Source organism: Jeotgalibacillus marinus (genome assembly GCF_040801915.1).
In the GTDB taxonomy this organism is placed as follows: Bacteria; Bacillota; Bacilli; order Bacillales; family Jeotgalibacillaceae; genus Jeotgalibacillus; species Jeotgalibacillus marinus.
The window spans coordinates 1-20,346 of sequence record NZ_JBFMIA010000017.1 but is presented as its reverse complement, the minus strand read 5'-3'; the positions used below and the strand labels follow the sequence as shown (position 1 = coordinate 20,346).

Genomic DNA, 20,346 nt, shown 5'->3' with positions numbered 1-20,346 from the left:
AGATTAATTTTATATTTCAGAAGAAAAACTATTGAGAATTTAAAAAAGTCCTGTTAGTATGAATCTATCTCATTGAGAATAAATATACAATAAAATAAATAAAAATACAAAGGGGATTGCTTTATATGATTAAAAATAAAAAAGTGGTATTAGCGTATTCTGGTGGATTAGATACTTCCGTAGCCATTCAGTGGTTGAAGGATCAAGGTTACGGGGTTGTTGCTTGCTGTTTGGATGTTGGAGAAGGTAAAGATCTGGATTTTGTAAAACAAAAAGCACTTACAGTAGGTGCGATTGAAAGCTATGTCATTGATGCAAAAGAAGAATTTGCACACGGCTTCGCTTTAGTGGCATTGCAAGCACACACAATGTATGAAGGTAAATACCCACTCGTATCAGCGCTTTCTCGTCCGCTAATTGCAAAAAAGTTAGTTGAAGTAGCAGAACAAGCAGGAGCGACAGCAGTAGCACATGGATGTACTGGAAAAGGAAATGACCAGGTTCGTTTTGAAATAGCGATCCAAGCACTTAATTCAGAACTTGAAGTGATTGCACCTGTACGAGAGTGGGGTTGGTCAAGAGAAGAGGAAATCGAATATGCAAAACGAAACAATATTCCGATTCCAGTTAACTTAAACAGCCCGTATTCCATTGACCAAAACCTTTGGGGGAGAAGTAACGAATGTGGTGTACTTGAAGAGCCTTGGGCAGCTCCACCTGAAGGAGCATACGATTTAACCGCATCATTAGAAACGACGCCAAACGCTCCAGAATTGATTGAAATTGAGTTTGAAAAAGGTGTCCCAGTTGCGTTAAACGGTGATCAAATATCGCTTTCAACGATGATTTTAAAGCTCAATGATATCGCAGGAAAACACGGTGTTGGAAGAATTGATCACGTTGAAAATAGACTCGTTGGTATTAAATCAAGAGAAGTTTACGAATGTCCAGGTGCTGTCACGTTAATGAATGCGCATAAAGAGATAGAAGATCTAACCCTTGTAAAAGAAATGGCACACTTCAAACCAGTCATTGAAAAGAAAATGACTGAAATGATTTATGAAGGACTTTGGTTTTCACCTTTAACACATGCACTACAAGCATTCTTAAAAGAAACACAGCAATATGTTAACGGTGTTGCACGTGTAAAATTATTTAAAGGCCATGCAATTGTTGAAGGCAGAACATCACCGAATTCGCTTTACAATGAACAACTTGCGACATATACAGTGGACGATGAATTTGATCACACTGCAGCAGTTGGCTTCATCAAGCTTTGGGGACTACCTACAAAGGTCCACTCAATGGTGCATAAAAAAGGGATGCCAGTATCATGAGTAAACTTTGGGGAGGAAGATTTGCTCAATCACCTGAAGAATGGGTGGAAGAATTTAACGCGTCGATTGGCTTCGATCAACAGCTTGTGATGGAAGATTTGCAAGGCTCAGTTGCACATGTAACGATGCTTGGAGAATGTGGAATTTTGTCCGCCGAAGAAGTACATGAAATCTTAGGCGGTCTCGCGGTGTTAAAGGAAAAAGCTTTGAATGGTGAATTGGAATATTCAGTTGTTAACGAGGATATACATTTAAATTTGGAACATTTCTTGATTAAAGAAATTGGTCAAGTAGGTGGTAAGCTTCATACAGGTAGAAGCCGGAATGACCAAGTCGCAACGGATATGCATTTGTACTTAAAAGCTAGAGTGAAAGACATTCAAGTGCTCATCCGTGCTGTACAGGGAGCCTTGACGAAACAAGCGGAAGCTCATGTTGAGACGGTATTACCTGGTTATACACACTTGCAACGTGCACAGCCAATTTCGTTTGCACACCATTTACTCGCTTATTTTTGGATGCTTGAACGTGATTATCAACGTTTTGAAGATTCGATGAAACGAATTGATTTATCACCACTTGGAGCGGGTGCATTAGCGGGCACAACTTTTCCGATTGATCGTGAGCGTTCAGCAGAATTACTAGGTTTTTCAGGAATTTATGAAAATAGTATGGATGCTGTGAGTGACCGCGATTTCATTGTGGAATTTTTATCAAATGCCTCGATGACGATTGTACATTTATCAAGACTCGCTGAAGAATTGATCATTTGGTCAAGCCAAGAATTCCAATTTATTGAGTTGTCAGACGCCTTTTCAACTGGTAGCAGCATCATGCCGCAAAAGAAAAATCCTGATATGGCCGAGCTGGTTCGCGGGAAAACAGGAAGAGTATTTGGGCATCTGGTGTCCTTGTTGACCGTTTTAAAAGGACTTCCACTTGCGTACAACAAAGACATGCAAGAAGACAAAGAAGGGATGTTCGACACCGTTCACACACTAATGGGATCACTGAAAATATTCACTGGTATGATCGATTCAATGAAGGTGAATGAAGAGCGTTTAAAACAAGTGGTAAATGAAGATTTTTCAAACGCAACCGAGCTAGCAGATTATTTAGCCACAAAAGGTGTGCCGTTTAGAGAAGCGCATGAAATTGTTGGGAAGCTAGTATTAGTTTGTATTGGACAAGGCAATTATTTAAAAGATTTGCCGCTTCGTACGTTTCAAGAAGCCTCAATCCTGATAGAAGAAGATATTTACTATATACTTAATCCAGTGCAAGCAGTGAAACGTCGTGAATCTGCCGGTGGAACAGGATTTATACAAGTTGCGAAGCAATTGGATAAAGCGAAGGAATGGTTAGCAACAAAGGCATCGGTCAAATAAAACTCTCCTTTGTGAGAGTTTTATTTTGGTTCAAATGTTACTCATAGTTTGTAACTAACCATTTATAAATAATAAGTAAGACAACAAAAGCCTCCTATTAAAATAGGAGGCTTAGTTTTTCTATTGGTATATATTTGTTTCATCATCTAGCTGATTTGATTCGTAATTCGTTTCATTATCTAGATCTGTTTCATAATTCCATTCATCATCTAGTTGGTCCGTTTCATGATCCGTTTCATCATCTATCTGATTTGATCCATAATTCGTTTCATCATCTATCTGATTTGTAATCATATTATGGTATTTTTGAATTTCTTCTTCACTAACCTGCTGATAAGAAACACCATCACCAATATCCAAGTCTTCACCTTCAATTTGGTGACTTTCTATATTTTTACCTGCTGAATAGTAATTTTTTGCAATATACTGCATGTCACTAAAAGAAAGATTGGTCTCCACATTACTTCCGACTGCATCTAAAATATCCTGATATCGTGTAAAAGAAGAAAAGCTAGCTGTTTTATTAATGATTTCAGTAAGGACCTGACGTTGTCTGTCTGCTCTTCCATAATCTCCACGTGGATCTAATTTACGCATACGTACATATCCAAGAGCTTGGTCACCATCTAAATGAATTTCTCCTTCTTTATAGAGATAATCTTTTTTATAAAGGCCTTGTGTATCGAACCATTCAAAGTCATTATCAACGTCAACTCCATCAACAGCATCGACAAAATCTGCAAAACCTTCCATTTGTAAATTGATATAAAAATCGATGTCTATATCTAAGAACTGCTCAACTGTATCAATGGCCATTTGAGTACCACCAAAAGAATAGGCGGCATTAATTTTATCAACACTATCATTCCCGACAATCTCGGTTCTGGTGTCTCTAGGAATAGAAAACATGTTTACAGATTCATCTTCAGGGTTGACAGTCGCAAGGATGATCGAATCAGTTCGTCCTCTCGCATCATCATCGGTTTTATGAATACCCATAAGCAGAATCGTAATTGGTTCCTTATTCTCTAACTTTTTATTTGTTGTTGTGATAGCCTCTTGGTCTTTGTCTGGTAGAGGCACATATATTTCATCCGTAGTCCCTTTAACTGCGTTATAAATAGAGAGTGCGTTTATACCGATAATTACAATGGCTACTCCTAAGAAAATACCTAGAGTCCAATATAGTTTCTTTTTCATTTGTTTTATTTCCTCATTTCGATGTTTTTTTGTAGAATAAAAAATTATGTGTGCGAATCTGAACGTTTAACACAATCCCTACTGTCTTCCTCCGTAGTTTATATGGAAGAACAAGGCCAGTTACGGGAATTACTCCAATAGCTATCCCTTTATCTTGAATTTAGGATGATAAAAATAGATATTAACAACAAAGAGGTACCTAAGAGCAGCATTCTTCTCTTATAACCTAAACATAAATTTTATATGAGCTTTTGGGATTTGTCCATTTTGAAATTGACTTCCTTCCATTATGTGTTATTTTACTAGGACCTTTTTCCATATAGCTTGACTGCTATTCATATGAGTTTAACTATTCGTAAATTCTATCAACCTAAGTAGATCTTACAAGTATACGCATATTATATAACTGGCATGTTACGACCATGTTACAAATACAAATGAATAAAATGGAGCGTTTGCAAAAGCGAGTGGAGATAACCTGGCCGTTCAAGGGATGGTACGCATTATTTCTTCAAAACTTCGCCCTACCAAATGTAGAATTATTTAATGTGTTAGTTCCATGGGATGAATTTTTAGTTGGTCTTGGGTTAATTCTAGGTTGTCTGACGGCTCCGGCTTTAATTGCAGGAACATTTATGAATCTTAATTTTTTGTTAGCTGGAACAGTTAGTACAAATTCTAATTTAATGACAGTAGCAATGATTCTATTATTAGTTGGTTCAGCAAGTTACTATTGGGGGGCAGATCGTTATGTTATGCTGTTCATTAAAAAACGCCTGAACAAAAATGACATTCAAATTAATAGAAAAATAGTAATGGAATCGTAATCCATTGCTCGCACCCTTCAAACAAGGCTATCGTGACGTAGATTGCCGTGAAAGAGAGACTCAGTTTAACGTATTCATAGAGTTCTTGTTGCTTTCGTGTTTGACAAGTATTTAAAGGTACGAGTAATTGTGATAAAATCAGTTTGAGTCATCGTTCGGACCAATTGGTTTTGTCGACATTACTTATAAGTGGTCACTGGATGGCTTTTCTATGTAGCATTTTATTTTGCAATTGAATAGTAATATCTTCCACTAGGGGGACCTTCCAACAGGTAAATGGAAATCGTTTGCTTGTTAAAAGGTTGAGATTAAAGTAAAGCTTTAAGACCCTTAGAACCTGATCTGGTTTACACCAGCGTAGGGAAGTGGCGTTGCGGATCAGTATGATGTTAATTATTTTTCCAATACAACCACTTTCTAACGTTTGTAAAGAAAGTGGTTTTTTATTTGCCATAGATCAGGGGAAGTAAGGGGAGTTAAACAATATTATTGGGGAGGCTACTAAAATGACATTTTCAAAGCTTTTAAGAGAGGAATCAGATCACATTTGGGAAGCGAGCTTCGGGCATCCTTTCGTTACAGGAATTGGTGATGGGACATTGCCTTTAGAGAGCTTCCGTTATTATGTCATGCAAGACGCTTACTATTTGTCTCATTTTGCAAAAGTTCAAGCTTTAGGTGCGGCAAGGGCGAACGATTTGGAGACAACAAATAGCTTGGCAGCTCATGCTCAAGGAACGTATGAAGCGGAATTAGCTTTACATAAGAACTTTTCAAGTCGTCTTGGAATTACTGAAGAAGAACAAGCGAACTTCAAGCCGTCGCCTACTGCCTATGCATACACATCACATATGTATCGTGCCGCGTATCAAGGGCATTTAGGCGATATTATCGCAGCCATATTACCTTGCTACTGGCTTTACTATGAAATTGGGGAGAAACTTCAGTCGTGTTCCCCTGAAGAACCGATTTACCAAGAGTGGATCGCTGCATATGGTGGGGAATGGTTCAGAACGCTAGTCGAGGAACAAATCAATAGAATAGACAAGATTGCTGAAACGCTTACATCAGAGGACCTTGAACGTATGAAAGAACATTTTATGATTAGTAGTCAATACGAATATTCGTTTTGGGAAATGGCTTACAAATTAGAGGAATGGCCAGTCCAAGAAGATGCATTAAGTCACAAATAGAAAAAGCGTTTGGTGAGGTTAGGATACCAGATAAATAAAATGGGAAACGGCATCCGGTGGCAGATGCCGTTTTTTTGTCCACTAACCTTGAAGTTTATGATTAGCCATTGAGGTGTCCTGATTATTTTAGTTGAGAATGATAACCATAAGCTGGTGATAGAAGTCAGGATTAAGAAAACGTGCTGTCGTGACGTATACCGTTATGTTCTTCTACTAATTTCTCTCGAAGGATGCGCCTACTGAAGACGGTAAAATAAATTGGTATAGTATTGTAATCACCAATCCATTGAATCTAAACTATCTTGTCATCGCTGACGCGGTTCTGGTGCAAGAATTATTTGATAGTGACATACAATCTACATCAACTGTTAGTGAGGAAAAGTAATCTTTTAGTATTTTCTTTTAGCAATGATAGCGGTATGTTATTCTAGTCTTATACAAAAGAATAAAAAAACACTAGGGGAGTCTTTTAAAGACCGAGATGGAGATAATCCAGACCCTTTGAACCTGATCTAGTTAGAGCTGGCGTAGGGAAGTGGAAAATGTAAGTTATAGTTTTTACATATAACCAAAAACCACTCCAATGCTGGGGTGGTTTTTTTATTGATCTGAAAAAAGATCTACGCTTTCCATTAGAGGAGATCGTCTATGAGAAAAGAAAAGCTACATGTCATATCAACAGGAAGGCAGAAGCCAGAACAATTAGCAGAAATTGTTGGTTCGATCCATCCATATATTGATGCCATTCATATTCGTGAAAAGTCAAAAACAGCTAAAGAGATATTCGAGATGGCGAAGTTATTAACGGACAAGAGGGTTCCGTTATCTAAAATAATCATCAACGATCGAATAGATGTGGCTTATGCATTAAAGGTAGAAGGAGTGCAACTAGCCTACCATTCCTTACCTGTTGCCATTGTAAAAAAACAGTTTGCGAGCTTAAGGGTTGGTTGTTCGGTTCATTCAATCGAAGAAGCTCAAATGGCACAAGAACATGGTGCAGATTATGTTATTTTTGGACATGTTTTTCCCACGCAATCGAAACCAGGAGCAGTCTCAAGGGGTTTAGAACAGTTAGCAATCGTTGCTAATGCTGTGTCTATTCCAGTCGTTGCAATAGGTGGAATAAAACCTACAAATGTTAGGGGGGTCATCGAAGCGGGGGCAAAGGGTGTTGCTGTGTTGTCAGGGGTACTAGAAGCAGAGGATCCGTTAGCAACAGTAAAGGAATATAATCGAAAGTTGTTAATCTAACAATGGCATGTGTTAGACAGTTTTATAGGAAAAGGTGATTTTGATGAGCGATAGGTATGGTGCGATCGTAGTAGGTGGGGGTGTTAATGGAGGCGCCATTGCCTATAACCTTGCAAAAAGAGGGGCAAAGGTTCTTTTGTTGGAAAAGGGTCGACTGGCTAGTCAATCTTCTGGAGCTGCTGCGGGAATGCTAGCGGCTCAAGCGGAATTGGATGGAGAGGGAACCATCTTTCAATTAGCAAGAAAAAGTAGAGCGATGTTTACAAAACTAGCAGATGAAATAAAAGACACGAGTGGAATAAATATTGAGCTCAAAAATAAAGGCATGCTAAAGGTTGCCTTAAATGAACAGGAACAGCAGGAATATAAGCGAGTCATTTCGATTCAACAACAACATGGGGAACAAGCCGATTGGCTGACAGGAGAAGAGGTAAGAAGGAAAGAGCCAGTATTGTCTGATGCTGTTACTGGTGCCATGCATATTGAACAAGATGGGCAAGTAGAAGCCCCTCAGTTAGCTTTAGGTTTCTTAAAATCTGCAGCGGCACGTGGGGTAGTTATCAAAGAGTTTGTGGAAGTGCATAACATTCAGATTTCAGATGGGAAAGTTATGGGTGTTGTGACGAATGAAGGTCATTTTATGAGTGAAAAGGTCGTTGTAGCAGGTGGTGCTTGGAGTAATAAGTTACTCTCAGAAACAGGATTACAGCTAGCTACCTATCCGGTAAAAGGGGAATGTTTTTCTGTGGTCACACAGTGCCCGATGCTATCGAGTACGATCTTTTCACATGGTTGTTATCTTGTGCCTAAGCAAGGTGGAAGAATCATCGTTGGTGCAACTGTTAAACCGAGAACATTTAACCAAACAGTGACGATAGAGGGGATCTCCTTGCTGATGGAAAAGGCAAAAAAACTGATGCCGTCTATTGTGGAGGCAGAATGGGAGCAGGCGTGGGCTGGTACTCGACCGCAAACAGCTGATGGGTTACCGTATTTAGGAGAACACCCTGAATATAAAGGATTATTTTTCGCAACAGGACATTATAGAAATGGGATCTTACTTGCTCCAATAACCGGTGAGGTGATCGCCGACTTGGTTGAAGGAAAAACGCCATCAGTCAATTTGGCACCTTTTCGATTAGATCGTTTAGTAACGGAATTAGCCTAAGTGAGGGGTGGAGAAAATGGAATTAGTGATTAACGGGGACAAGTTAGAAGTCCCGAATACAGTGGAAACCGTATCTAATCTACTGCAACACTTTGAGTTAGAACAAAAGGTAGTGATCGTTGAATGGAATGAAACGATATTGGAAAAAGGATCACACCAAGAAACGAGACTTTGTGACGGGGATAAAGTTGAATTAGTACATTTTGTAGGAGGCGGATGAAGATGTTAAAGATTGGATCATATGAATTTAAGTCAAGATTATTGCTAGGTACGGGAAAATATCCTAATTTTGATGTTCAAAAAGAAGCGGTAGAAGTATCTGAAGCAGAGATTTTAACGTTCTCTGTGCGAAGAATGAATATATTTGAACCAAGTCAACCGAACTTTTTAGAAAAGTTAGATGTAAAAAAGTACATATTACTTCCGAATACAGCAGGTGCAAAGACAGCAGAAGAAGCGGTTCGAATTGCTAAATTAGCGAAAGCTTCTGGTCTTTGTGACATGGTTAAAGTTGAAGTCATCGGCTGCCAAAAAACGTTATTGCCCGATCCAGTAGAAACATTAAAGGCATCGGAAGAACTGTTAAAAGAAGGATTTACCGTTTTACCTTATACTTCAGACGATGTGCTACTAGCGAAACGACTAGAAGACCTAGGCTGTCATGCGATTATGCCTGGTGCATCACCAATTGGTTCGGGTCAAGGGATTGTTAATCCATTAAACCTTAGCTTTATTATTGAACAGGCAAATGTACCTGTTATCGTGGACGCTGGAGTTGGAACGCCTTCTGATGCTGCCATTGCAATGGAATTAGGGGCGGATGGTGTGTTACTTAATACGGCGGTTTCTGGAGCAAATGACCCGGTGAAAATGGCCAAGGCGATGAAGCTTGCGATTGAAGCGGGACGACTAGGGTTTGAAGCAGGCCGTATTCCGAAAAAGCGATATGCGACAGCGAGCAGCCCTATGGAAGGAATGAGCGTTAGTTGAATGAACGGTATTCAAGACAAGAATTATTTGCTCCAATCGGGTCAGAGGGGCAATTGAAAATTAGCAAGAAACATGTGTTAGTGATCGGTGCAGGTGCGCTGGGAACGGGCAGTGCCGAAGTGCTTGTTCGTGCAGGAGTCGGTAAGCTGACGATTGTGGATCGTGACTATGTGGAGTGGAGTAACCTCCAGCGTCAACAGCTTTATACCGAAAAAGATGCCAATCAGCGGCTCCCTAAAGCGGTCTCTGCGAAAGAGCGTCTAACGCTTATCAATTCGGAGGTAGAGATTGAGTCCCATGTAATGGATGTCTCTGTAGAAGAACTCGAACAGCTTGTTCAGGGTGTCGATTTAATCATGGATGCAACTGATAATTTCGATATTCGGATGATGATCAATGACATTTCTCAGAAACATCAGATCCCTTGGATATATGGTGCATGTGTTGGAAGCTACGGGATTAGCTATACGATCCTTCCAGGAGAAACCCCGTGTTTGAATTGTTTGTTAGAGACTGTACCAATGGGGGGAATGACATGTGATACTGGCGGAATTATTAGCCCTGCGGTTCAAATGGTCGTTTCCTACCAAACCGTAGAAGCATTAAAAGTTTTAGTTGAAGATACCCACGCTTTAAGAAAAAAACTTGTTTCTTTTGATCTATGGGAAAATCAACATGTAGCGATTAACGTCGACAAGGTCAAGAAAGAAAGTTGTTTATCTTGCGGTTCAAATCGTACGTATCCGTATTTATCTATTTCAAACCAAACAAAAACCGCCGTATTATGTGGAAGAGATACCGTTCAAATCCGCCCCCCTGAACCAATGGATAGAGATTTAGAAAATTTGGCTAAGGTCCTTTCAGAACAAGGAGAGATATCACAAAACCCATACTTACTCTCTTTTTCAATCGGTGATCACCGCCTTGTTATGTTTAAGGATGGTCGGGTATTAATTCACGGAACAAAAGACGTTGCGGAAGCTAGAACGTTATATCACCGCTACTTGGGTTGAAATTTTCTACTGGAATCTTAAGGGGGATAATAAATGAGAATTTCTAAGGCTTTAACAATTGCAGGATCTGATAGTGGTGGAGGGGCTGGAATTCAAGCGGATTTAAAGACGTTTCAGGAACTAGAGGTCTATGGGATGTCAGCCATTACAGCGGTAACTGCCCAAAATACATTAGGCGTGCAAGGGATCTTCCCATTAACCGTTGAAGCAGTGATAGACCAAATAAAATCAGTGGGAGCAGACTTACATCCGAATGCCGTGAAAACAGGCATGCTCTTTAATAGTGAAATCATTGAAGCTGTTGCACATGCCATAAAAAAAGAAAAGATGGCAAAGGTAGTTGTTGATCCAGTCATGATTGCAAAAGGTGGGTCCCCATTATTACTGGAGGAATCGGTGGACACACTAAAAAAGAAACTAATACCGATTGCTTTTTGTATTACGCCAAATATTCCAGAAGCTGAAAAATTAGTTGGCTTTAAGATTGTGTCGTTAGAAGATCGAAAAAGGGCTGCAAAAACGATTTTTGACCTAGGAGCCAAAAGTGTCGTGATAAAAGGTGGACATGATGATGGGAACGAAGTAACGGATCTTTTGTTTGATGGTAACACGTACCATCTATTTTCTAGTCCTCGAATCGATACAAAGCATACGCATGGCACGGGCTGTACATTTGCTGCTGCCGTCACTGCGGAATTAGCAAAAGGTAAGTCCATTTTAGAAGCTGTAGAAACGGCTAAGTCCTTTATCCATGCGGCGATAGAAGATAGTTTAGGCATTGGAGCCGGTCATGGACCAACCAATCATATGGCGTATAGAAATCGAAAGGTGAATGTGTGAAGCATACATTAAAAAATTAGGGACAAATGGTAAACTCAACTGTGTCCCTTGTAAGAACCAATCATGAATATTATGTTCGTTTCTTCAATAGACATCATGTAAAAGGATCACGCAGAATCATTTGTGTGGTCCTTTTTCGTATAACGGTCAGATCATCTGGCTTTTTTCATTGTTAATGAATATATGTGACTTTTTCCTATATTCACCTTCTCTACTGAGTTACATTGAAAGACATATTACGATAAGTAACACTTTCACAAAAAATCTCAAAATAAAATATATTTAAATCGAGATTTTTTAATTGACAGTAATAGACTACTTTTATATGATACTCTCAATGTAGCTAATATCAAAAAATCAGAATTTATTTTATACAGGAGTGAATTGTAAATGAATACAGAAAGTAAACGATATACTGGAGAGAATATTGATGTGATCTTTCATCGTGAAAGATGTATTCATGCAGCTAAGTGCGTAAGGGGCTTACCCAAAGTGTTCAATCTTAAAGAGAAACCGTGGGTGAATGCAGATGGGGAAACTGTAGATAAAATCGTAGAAGTAATTGAAAAATGTCCAAGTGGTGCTTTGCAATATGAACGAAAAGATGGTTTCCAGCAAGAAAGTTCAGCTAAAGAGACAACAATCGAAGCTACTCTTAATGGTCCTATGTTTATTAGAGGAAATCTCTCGATAAAACAGAAAGAACAGACCATTAAATGTACACGAGCAGCACTTTGTGGATGTGGGTCTACTCAAAATGGTCCCTTCTGTGATAATAGTCATGTAAATAAAAGCTAAACATAAAAAATAAACTAATATAATAGATATAGAAAAGAGGGTAATCATGGAAAATATTATTAAAGGGAAAAATAAGTTTTATATAGAAAAAGAAGATCAAATGGTTGCTGAAATTACGTTTGTGTCAACAGGGGCAGAGCGACTTATTATTGATCATACATTCGTTTCAGAACAACTTCGTGGTGAAGGAATAGCAGAAAAGTTAGTAGAAAGGGTCGTCACATTAGCTAGAGAAGAAAATAAGAAAATTATCCCCCTTTGTCCATTTGCGAAAAGTCAATTTGACAAAAAGAATCAATATTATGATGTTCTAGCTAAGTAACTTGGATTTTTACCTAAGTGAATTAAGAGATAAGCAAGCAGCCAAGCGCTTTTTTTAAAAAGCCTTGGCTGCTAAAAGGTGGGAAAGTAACAAATGAAGTTGATGTTTTTTGTCATTTTCTAAGGTTTGATCACAATAGAGAATGAAACAAGAATAATGTCAGCAAAAAGCGAATAGTTATAGATCATACATACAGATAAGACCGCCAAGTAATCTATCATACAAGACGGTTTTTATTATGGTTTTAAAAAACCGGATTCATTACTTGCGCCTTCCTCGTGCAAATGGACAAATATTTTTATTAAGCTATCTAATTCTAAATTGTTTGCTGCTACATGATTACCACTTTTCATAATAATAGTAAGATGGTACAACCCCTGTGGATCAGCTGCAACTTCCAATCTATCACACATATCATTGTGTGTTTTTTCTTCTCTCAATACAGTTACAGAACCACCGCTTGACTTTTTGATATTTTCTTTTTCTTCTTCCAATAAATTTCGAAGAGAACCGGGGCTTAACTTTTCGATTCTTTTCATCAATTGATACGTATTGGTATGTGTGTCAAACATTGTTGTTCTGTTAAGTGGTTCATAACTTGGACTTTCATCTTCAGAGTGCAGGTAGTTAATTAAATTTATTAAACCATTAAGCTCTAATGTAGGTGCTACTACATCTTTACCATTCTTCATGATAAGTTTTAGGTGGTACACAGCCTCTGGATCTTCTGTTATTACCAACTGCATACACTTATCCCATGGTATTTCTGTTTTGCTACCCCATAGGGAGTAAGGGAGACTTCTTCGATTTTCCTTGATAAATTAGCCATATTCATTCCTTCGCAAAATAATGTTGTCATATTTTCACCTCCTTCATTTCTCATTTTACTCAGATTATTCCAAAAAACAAAGAAGAATTATTTTTTTGAAAAAAATAACTCAATAGAGAACTTCCCTAAAAGTGTACTATGTGTTATTGGTTGGAACAGCTACAATTTAATACATTTCGTCCGTTAGATAAAATCCACCGTCTTCACCAAGCCCTACTGCTTCAATCGTTCATATGCTTCTATTTGTCTGTCATTATCGGGTTTTATCCCTTTCATGCCTATTTCTTTCATTAATTCAGCAGGTACACGTTTACCCTTCGTATGATCCAGGATGAACAGCGGGTGAAATCTGCAATTAAAAACGGCCTTCGATGGATTGTTATGTTAGTTGTAAACTAACTATAATATTAGAGCTTCCCCCTATTGATTGAAGTTTAGTATGGGATTATAATTATGGACGAACCTGGCGTGATTGTGTGCGTCTAATAGGTATGTAAAAAGGAATAGGGGAATAGTAAATGAAAAATTTTAAAAATGTTTTAGCCTTGTTTGCACTGTCTTTAGTATTGGCAGCTTGTGGAGGGGAAGAAGAATCTTCAGAACCACAAACAGCAGAGGAAACGATCATTAGCATCTTACATGATGAATTCAAAGAAACAAACTCATTTAACGATGAAGACAGCATACTTGACATGACATATGACGAAGAAACAGGATCAGTTGAAGCTGAGGTATACGCAAAGGATAATATCGTTTCGATCAAAGGAAGTATTGAGATGGCTATACATAACATACTGAAGGAATTTAGCGAGGATGATCGATTTAATAGTCTAACCATTTCTGCCGTCTTCCCATTTTCTGATGCTTACGGTAACTCCACATTCAATGAAATATATCGAGCTAGTTTCTCAGAAGAAACAATCGAAAAAGTAAATTGGGAAAAATTCCTATGGGATGATACTCCTAACATTGCCGATGATCTATTTGTTCATAATGAGATAAAGTGATTGTGAAAAGATCCAGTACATATACTGGATCTTTAACGATTAAATACCTAATAGTTCTTTCCCTTGTTGAATTGCATAGGACCACAAAAAATAAGGGTTCTCCATTACCGCCAATTCGGTACATCAAATTGGCGGTATTGAATGAGTGCAGAAAACGAATGTATTAGAGCCTTTTAACGGACCGATCATCCTTGTATTGCAGCCCTCAAAAACGACTTCGATAACTTTTGATGTTATATCCATAACTGTGGGTTTCGAAGGCGTATTTTTATTTTTATATCTTTTTTATAGAATGTATGTTTGTATTTTTCGTTCCGAAGGCGTTTATGATCTATTTTCAAGCCTATGTTTTGTGGTCTATAAAACGATCGTTTTGTAGACAGACGTATCAACCGTTTGTAACACTGACTTTATCGCCTGATCTATTGATACCTTTGGTGTATTAGATAATTCCATGATCCGTTTGATAAGAGAAATATCCTCATGAAAAAATCCTCTATGTCCCTGTTTGTTACGGTGAAAGATCTTCCCTTCTTCCTCTATCAACTGGGCATACTTACGTAACGTTGGATTTGGCACACCTAACATATCAGATGCTTCTTTTGCTGTGACTAAGATCATTGTATGATCCTGTTTATCAGACTTTTCTTTTGTATCAATGAATATATCACTCATTAAAATCACCTTACTTTAAATATACGATATAGGATATGATATTTCCTCTTTATTTTGGTTTTTTTACGATCATACGGTGCAAGTGTTCGGTATAATTGTAAAGATAGAACATATCAGGAGGAATACATAATGAGTAAATTAATCAGTTTAATGGGTGTGTCAATCTTATCAACCGTGCTTGTCGCATGTACGGAAGAAGTAGTGGTGGAAGATGTAGCCGAACCTACAGAAGAGACAGCACAAGCAATCGAAGATCCTACACCAGTGGAAGAAGTAGAAAATGTAAATAGCGGTTCAATCATGGACGGATTTACATACAGCGAATACATGAACATCTATGTTTCTGCAACCGATTCTATATCAGATAATTTTAAAGAATTGGTCGGAAGATCCAACGATTCAGAAAAGTGGTTCACTGAACTATCTGTACTATTAGAGAGTACAAATAGCCATATCCAAAATTTATTAAGTCGTAGTAACATCCCTGAAGAGCATAAGGAAGAATTTGATGAGTTACTTGTTTTGGTAGATAAATATAAAAATTTGGTGGAACAGATACCCGATGCTTCAGAGAATAGAGAGTCAGACGAATTAAAAGATATTACCGATGAAATGAAAATTGTATCAGATGAGATCGTTAAGATCACCGATCAAGTAGATATAGATACCATTGAATACCCTGCCGTTCCTTGGAAATACAGCACCTATGATGAATGGGTCATTAGTATAACTGGAATGATTAACGGTGAGATTGAAGGATTTGAAGACATGTTTACTTCCCCTTACGGAATGTTTGAAGAGGGATGGCATGATCATCTAGAACGGATGGTTTCAACATCAGTGTTCTCTGGTTCGATCATCACAGAGAGTGATCGTGAAGAAGTGCCTGAAGAGTACCAAGAAGATCATGAACAGTTGGTTGATATGGCGAATGAGTACAAGGAGTTAGCTGATCGTATACCTGAAGCTTCAGATAACTGGGATACGGAAGAATTGAAGAATATTGTTAGTGAGATGCAGGGACTGGATTTTAATTTCTAGGAAGAATCAATAATTACTAAAAAGTCGCTTATTCAAGTAGTTAATTTTGAACGCATCAGACGGTAAGCGTCTGAACGGTATTACTTAGTGAACGCATAGCGTTCAATGCTCCATAAGGAGGGTTTTACAATGAATAATTTAAACCAATACCAAGAGAAGAACAACGAGGTACTAAATAAGATAGTGGACAAGTTAAATAAATTAGATGATGAGGTTCGTTCGCTTAAAGCTGAAATAAAGTCAATCAAAGGAGAAAACAGAAAGACTAATAAGGAAATTCGTAAAGAACAGCTTCCATCTTGGTTCACTGATCGTGATGAGATAGATGATTCTTCTACTGCTGATGAAGATTTTGAGGAAAGAAAGAGAAAATTTATAGAAGAACGAAGAAAGAATAAACTTGCTCAGCAGGAGGAAAATAAGTGATTTCGTTAATTTCAATAACAGGATGGATATTAGTGGTTACTTGGTTTTTAAAAAGAAGACAGGCAAATAACGAGGGTGAAATATATCAGAGTAAACTCGGCTACATAGGATTGATCATGATTTTATCAGCTGGTGTCATTGGATTGTTTGATAGTGTTCATGATGAAGAAGTTGCTGAAGCAGAGGAAGAAGAAGCAGAAGATCAGGAAGTATTAGAAGAAATAAAGTATGCATATGTAAGAGGATATGAGATAGAAATGACTGTACTTTATGAAAATATACTAGAAAACTATGAAGACGTTCATGAAGGATATAAAGATTCTAGTAGTTGGAGTTCATTAAGAGTCGTTTATATTGATGTCGGTGTAGATAAAATTGTTGAAGAAATAGAAGTCGATAACTTCGAAGATGAAAATGATCAAGGAAGAATGTTAACAGTGGGTTCACTTATTACTGAACTATATGACGTATATGGTGAAGAGATGGAAGGGAATCAAATAGATACCGAACGTGTTAATCAACTAACAAGTGAAATAAACGAAATGTTAGACCTTACCCCTGTAGTGATTCCTGATTATGAAGTCGTTCATGAAGATGACAGCAATCTAGGTGACGTGATTCGTCTTAGTTACTGGATTCTACCTGATGACGTGAACGCAACCGAAGACGATTTAAAACTGATTGCAGAGGACTTTATCAAGAAGGTAAAGAAAGACACCGCATTTAATGTAGCTAAAATATTATTCGTGGATGATCCTATAGACGTAGAATTACGAGGAAATGACATGGGGTATGCAGACTATGCACCTAGTGGAGATTGGGCTAAAGCTTCTGACTATGACGCAGGTGTGTATTCAATACATCGTTTTGACTTTAGCAATCTACGACCAAAAGAATAAGTATAGATATTCAATAGAAGAGCTTAGCTAAATTGCTAGGCTCTTTTATTCGTTTATAGCGATAACATACGAGGGGATAATAACTATCAAAATATTTTAAACGCAACAAGACAGTTATTCATTGTTTCTTTTAAAAACATAAATAGCAACAAAAATAATTGCAAACCCCATAATTGTCAAAATTATATTACCTATAATTCCGATGTTATCAATTTTTAACGAAACTAAGAAAGCTCCAAATATAATTGTGACAATATAAAAAAACCCAGATGCACAAGCGCTTAATTTTATAGAAAAAATGAGAAAAATACATAATAGTACATCCGATGCCATTCAACTTTCTCTAAACAGTATTTCTAAATTAAAACGACTATCTTTATATATTAAAGGTACCTCCGACCAGTTGGAAATAATCATTAAAATGATCCATCTAATCGAATTGAAATTGACTATTGGTTATGGAAAAGATCAATTCAATACAGACAGAAAGCCTCTTCATTCACTTTTGAGTATGTTGTTAGAACATATAGCAGTGAAATGGAGATATTAGACCCTAAATTTAAAAAAAATAGATGAAATGGAAAATGCTACTTCTGAATCTGACAACAATAAGGCTTGATGACAGGGTAGCTGCTATAGACCGCAAAGTAACTAGTTGCTTTAACGATAAATTTTCGTGTTTGTTACCAAAAACTACAGTTTTTGTACTATTGGCAACCTATTAGCTTTAATGGAAGAGTAACATATTCATTTAACCACCCTGTTATAACTGATTATTTAGACAGTAATAGAATTAAGGGTTACTTAAAAGATTTCGATGAGGCTATAAGTTATTTGAGAGAACTTTCCGATTCAAATCTTTTTTTTCAGAAATTCCCTAAATCATGGAGAAAGCCAATCTTTCATCAGCTTCATATTCATCAGTGAAATAATATCTCCAATATTGATCAGTGAGTCCTCCACTCTTAGCATCGCATTTAACTTCAACAGAAAGTGAATCATCTTGATCATGAAATACTCGAACCTCAATTAAGAGCATACATATTTTGATAGAGCGTGTGATTTAAGTTCTTTACCTACCGTTCTCAAGTCTTCTAGTTTCATTTTAATCTCTCCATTTCCTTTGTTTTTTATTTGTTGGTTTTCCCTTTTTCCTTCCGAATGAAATTGCGTTCCCAACAGGGGAGGATTTTTCCCCTTTTAACAGGTAGAATAAATTGAGAAGTTAGACGCTTTTGCAAGAGTCGTGTGGTCTTCACGATTGCGTTAGCAACAATGATTGATTGGCTCGTAGAGTAGCTTAACTGTTTGAAAAGGGAAGTGAAGAAAAGAGGATCAACTGCTTCACTTTCCTTTTCATTACATGTTAAGACTAGATCGATCGTTGCTCTTGCAGAAGGGGCTAATGGACTTATCTTTTGGAAGGAGAGGTTCAGGTACCTACCTTCCCAAAATATTTTAGTCGATTACGATCAATACGATTCGGACGGTAAAAGGGAAAGTATCTTATGCTTTTGCTTTTGATCTTTAAGGTGTTGATGTTGATTTTCGGATAGATACGAATTGATCAAAGAAATGATAATATTTATTAGAGAAAATGATATTAAGGAAATGAAGCAACTTTTAGATTATGCGATTGAAGAACGTTTTGATGATTGGTTCCCTTTGCTTTCCGATAATTCGGCTTACATAGTCGGTCAATATATTAAATCAAATAGACATGGATGTTCAAAATAAAGATAGCTTATGCTATTTTTAAAAGATAAGAAAGTATAAATTTTTGTTAAGTAAACGGGACAAAGAAATTCATAAAAATGGGGTGTAAAAAATGGATTTGTTACTTTGGATAACTGTTGGTTTCATCGTAATCGGATTTGTTGTTCTTATTTCTATGAAAAAAAGAATGGAAATGAAGGTCGCTTTAATAATAGAAAATAAGGACAGTATGGAGAGTAAACAGATTTCACCTAAACCCGTTGTTGTGGATTTGAAATAAAGTCACGACGTTTATAAAAAAGATGCGATGTTTTGAATAAAGTCGCGATGTTTGTAAAAAAGATGCGACGTTTTTCCCCTTTGGGTATGCAGACAAATTGGGTAATATTTCTGTTGTGTTAGAATCTTCCGACAATTATACTATAGATGATTCAAAATAACTAATAGGAGGAATTTGATTGAAAAAAAAGTTCATGAGTCTAGTATTTGCAACGGTATTATTAACACCATTATTAATCAGTGGAAATGCCAATGCTCAAGGAATACCAGGAAATTGCGAGCCGCATCATGGTGAATGTTTTGACAATATGCACCCTTAATGTGGCATTAAAACAAAGTTTAATTGTTTTGAATAAAGTCGCACCGTTTATAAAAAAGTTGCAATGTTTTGAAAAAAGTTTAACCGTTTTAGAAGGGTAATTTTGAAGAAAATATTGATGTAGAAAGGTTTATGAAAACTTTTGATCAAACTTTTTTTAAAAAATTTATACTAATTCACAAGGAAAGAAGAATCCATTTTGATCAATCTTTTTTCAAAATGGATTCTTTTTGTGTATCGTAAAATAAGGGCCTGTTGTGGCTTTAAAACAAAGTTTGATAATTTATAAAAAAGTCTGATCGTTTATAATAAAGTTTGATAATTTGTAAAAAAGTTTGATCAAAAATCCTGTGTTGATATGCAGGATTTTTTCTTGTTCAGTAATCGGACCAGATTCTGGAGTAAGCAAAATTGAACTAACGGTGCAGATTAGTGGGAAAATAGATTATTTTTCATTATGTTAAATGATACAATTTATGTGAGAGGTGAGGTGTATGAGTCTTGTTTTTTTTGCTTTCATTCACATATTAATTGGATTAGGACTTATATACTTCTATGGTAAGTTACCAAAAGCATTAACAACATTTGCGTTTGTTTTTTTTACTATGAGTTTTCTTTATTGGGGGAGTGTTTTAACAAATTCATTGTTTAACTAAAGGTGCGATTGTGGAAGAACATAGGTAGAGAATGATCAATCTTTTTTATAAAGAAACACAGGAAAGTAGGGTGAATTTTTGAAGAGACCTTTAGGCGTTTCCTTAATTAGTTATTTTTATATTTTTGGTGCATTCGTTTTACTTTTCACCTCAATTTTTTATGATACTG

At 37.0% G+C, this 20,346-nt stretch carries 22 protein-coding genes, 2 pseudogenes and 2 riboswitches; of the genes and pseudogenes, 19 read left to right on the top strand and 5 right to left on the bottom strand.

Features of this window, described 5'->3' with window-relative positions:
* The first annotated feature begins 125 nt into the window (after positions 1-125).
* Both AB1471_RS13845 and argH read left to right on the top strand, forming a co-directional pair.
* Positions 126-1,337 (top strand): argininosuccinate synthase, encoded by a 1,212-nt coding sequence (locus AB1471_RS13845; RefSeq protein ID WP_367780361.1) that lies wholly within the window; start codon positions 126-128, stop codon positions 1,335-1,337.
* On the top strand, positions 1,334-2,725 hold the full coding sequence (gene argH / locus AB1471_RS13840; protein ID WP_367780360.1) for an argininosuccinate lyase: 1,392 nt from the start codon (positions 1,334-1,336) through the stop codon (positions 2,723-2,725). Before AB1471_RS13845 ends, argH begins: the two co-directional genes overlap by 4 nt.
* A 120-nt stretch (positions 2,726-2,845) precedes the next feature.
* Here argH and AB1471_RS13835 read toward each other — a convergent pair whose 3' ends face one another.
* Complete coding sequence (locus tag AB1471_RS13835; RefSeq protein ID WP_367780359.1) at positions 2,846-3,925, bottom strand: LCP family glycopolymer transferase; 1,080 nt, start codon at positions 3,923-3,925, stop codon at positions 2,846-2,848.
* 448 nt (positions 3,926-4,373) lie between these two features.
* On the opposite strand from AB1471_RS13835, the pseudogene AB1471_RS13830 reads away from it, so the two are divergent.
* From AB1471_RS13830 to AB1471_RS13785, 10 genes and pseudogenes are all read left to right on the top strand, one after another.
* Positions 4,374-4,752 (top strand): annotated as a pseudogene (locus AB1471_RS13830) (Crp/Fnr family transcriptional regulator); the annotation flags it as partial.
* 244 nt (positions 4,753-4,996) lie between these two features.
* A riboswitch (TPP riboswitch) is annotated at positions 4,997-5,133 on the top strand.
* A gap of 125 nt (positions 5,134-5,258) precedes the next feature.
* Positions 5,259-5,945, top strand: a complete 687-nt coding sequence (gene tenA, locus AB1471_RS13825) for a thiaminase II (protein ID WP_367780357.1) — start codon at positions 5,259-5,261, stop codon at positions 5,943-5,945.
* A 448-nt stretch (positions 5,946-6,393) separates the two neighbouring features.
* A riboswitch (TPP riboswitch) is annotated at positions 6,394-6,496 on the top strand.
* 97 nt (positions 6,497-6,593) lie between these two features.
* Positions 6,594-7,199 (top strand): thiazole tautomerase TenI, encoded by a 606-nt coding sequence (tenI, locus tag AB1471_RS13820; protein ID WP_367780356.1) that lies wholly within the window; start codon positions 6,594-6,596, stop codon positions 7,197-7,199.
* 43 nt (positions 7,200-7,242) lie between these two features.
* Positions 7,243-8,367 (top strand): glycine oxidase ThiO, encoded by a 1,125-nt coding sequence (gene thiO, locus AB1471_RS13815; protein ID WP_367780355.1) that lies wholly within the window; start codon positions 7,243-7,245, stop codon positions 8,365-8,367.
* A 16-nt stretch (positions 8,368-8,383) separates the two neighbouring features.
* A complete protein-coding gene (gene thiS / locus AB1471_RS13810) occupies positions 8,384-8,587 on the top strand; it encodes a sulfur carrier protein ThiS (RefSeq protein ID WP_367780354.1) in 204 nt (67 codons plus the stop codon).
* Positions 8,588-8,589: 2 nt separating this feature from the next.
* The gene (locus AB1471_RS13805; protein WP_367780353.1) at positions 8,590-9,357 is read left to right on the top strand and encodes a thiazole synthase; all 768 of its coding nucleotides are present in this window, start codon (positions 8,590-8,592) and stop codon (positions 9,355-9,357) included.
* Positions 9,354-10,370, top strand: a complete 1,017-nt coding sequence (locus AB1471_RS13800) for a thiazole biosynthesis adenylyltransferase ThiF (RefSeq protein ID WP_367780352.1) — start codon at positions 9,354-9,356, stop codon at positions 10,368-10,370. The genes AB1471_RS13805 and AB1471_RS13800 overlap by 4 nt, the downstream gene beginning before the upstream one ends.
* A gap of 33 nt (positions 10,371-10,403) precedes the next feature.
* The gene (gene thiD, locus AB1471_RS13795) at positions 10,404-11,210 is read left to right on the top strand and encodes a bifunctional hydroxymethylpyrimidine kinase/phosphomethylpyrimidine kinase (RefSeq protein WP_367780351.1); all 807 of its coding nucleotides are present in this window, start codon (positions 10,404-10,406) and stop codon (positions 11,208-11,210) included.
* A gap of 390 nt (positions 11,211-11,600) precedes the next feature.
* Positions 11,601-12,008, top strand: coding sequence for a (4Fe-4S)-binding protein (locus AB1471_RS13790; RefSeq protein WP_367780350.1), 408 nt, complete (start codon positions 11,601-11,603; stop codon positions 12,006-12,008).
* Between the two features lie 46 nt (positions 12,009-12,054).
* Entirely contained in the window at positions 12,055-12,330 is a 276-nt protein-coding gene (locus AB1471_RS13785; RefSeq protein WP_496350334.1) for a GNAT family N-acetyltransferase, read from the top strand.
* Between the two features lie 236 nt (positions 12,331-12,566).
* Here the strand turns inward: AB1471_RS13785 and AB1471_RS13780 are convergent, their stop codons facing one another.
* Both AB1471_RS13780 and AB1471_RS13775 read right to left on the bottom strand, forming a co-directional pair.
* Positions 12,567-13,076, bottom strand: coding sequence for a hypothetical protein (locus AB1471_RS13780; protein WP_367780349.1), 510 nt, complete (start codon positions 13,074-13,076; stop codon positions 12,567-12,569).
* A complete protein-coding gene (locus tag AB1471_RS13775) occupies positions 13,064-13,189 on the bottom strand; it encodes a hypothetical protein (RefSeq protein ID WP_367780348.1) in 126 nt (41 codons plus the stop codon). Before AB1471_RS13775 ends, AB1471_RS13780 begins: the two co-directional genes overlap by 13 nt.
* 488 nt (positions 13,190-13,677) lie before the next feature.
* Here AB1471_RS13775 and AB1471_RS13770 point away from each other — a divergent pair, with 488 nt between their 5' ends.
* Positions 13,678-14,166, top strand: coding sequence for a hypothetical protein (locus tag AB1471_RS13770; RefSeq protein WP_367780347.1), 489 nt, complete (start codon positions 13,678-13,680; stop codon positions 14,164-14,166).
* Between the two features lie 357 nt (positions 14,167-14,523).
* On the opposite strand, the gene AB1471_RS13765 is transcribed toward AB1471_RS13770, so the two are convergent.
* Positions 14,524-14,841, bottom strand: a complete 318-nt coding sequence (locus AB1471_RS13765; protein WP_367780346.1) for a MerR family transcriptional regulator — start codon at positions 14,839-14,841, stop codon at positions 14,524-14,526.
* A 129-nt stretch (positions 14,842-14,970) separates the two neighbouring features.
* Between AB1471_RS13765 and AB1471_RS13760 the strand changes: the two genes are divergently transcribed.
* The 3 genes from AB1471_RS13760 to AB1471_RS13750 all read left to right on the top strand — a co-directional run bounded on the left by AB1471_RS13760 (position 14,971) and on the right by AB1471_RS13750 (position 17,207).
* Positions 14,971-15,882, top strand: a complete 912-nt coding sequence (locus tag AB1471_RS13760) for a hypothetical protein (RefSeq protein ID WP_367780345.1) — start codon at positions 14,971-14,973, stop codon at positions 15,880-15,882.
* Between the two features lie 129 nt (positions 15,883-16,011).
* Positions 16,012-16,308 (top strand): hypothetical protein, encoded by a 297-nt coding sequence (locus AB1471_RS13755; protein WP_367780344.1) that lies wholly within the window; start codon positions 16,012-16,014, stop codon positions 16,306-16,308.
* Entirely contained in the window at positions 16,305-17,207 is a 903-nt protein-coding gene (locus AB1471_RS13750; RefSeq protein ID WP_367780343.1) for a hypothetical protein, read from the top strand. The genes AB1471_RS13755 and AB1471_RS13750 overlap by 4 nt, the downstream gene beginning before the upstream one ends.
* A gap of 882 nt (positions 17,208-18,089) precedes the next feature.
* Here AB1471_RS13750 and AB1471_RS13745 read toward each other — a convergent pair.
* The gene (locus AB1471_RS13745) at positions 18,090-18,218 is read right to left on the bottom strand and encodes a hypothetical protein (protein ID WP_367780342.1); all 129 of its coding nucleotides are present in this window, start codon (positions 18,216-18,218) and stop codon (positions 18,090-18,092) included.
* 549 nt (positions 18,219-18,767) lie between these two features.
* Here AB1471_RS13745 and AB1471_RS13740 point away from each other — a divergent pair.
* From AB1471_RS13740 to AB1471_RS13730, 3 genes and pseudogenes are all read left to right on the top strand, one after another.
* Positions 18,768-18,944, top strand: a pseudogene (locus AB1471_RS13740) (replication protein); the annotation flags it as partial.
* A 91-nt stretch (positions 18,945-19,035) separates the two neighbouring features.
* The gene (locus AB1471_RS13735; protein ID WP_367780386.1) at positions 19,036-19,203 is read left to right on the top strand and encodes a hypothetical protein; all 168 of its coding nucleotides are present in this window, start codon (positions 19,036-19,038) and stop codon (positions 19,201-19,203) included.
* A gap of 178 nt (positions 19,204-19,381) precedes the next feature.
* Complete coding sequence (locus tag AB1471_RS13730; RefSeq protein WP_367780340.1) at positions 19,382-19,522, top strand: hypothetical protein; 141 nt, start codon at positions 19,382-19,384, stop codon at positions 19,520-19,522.
* Positions 19,523-20,346: the final 824 nt, after the last annotated feature.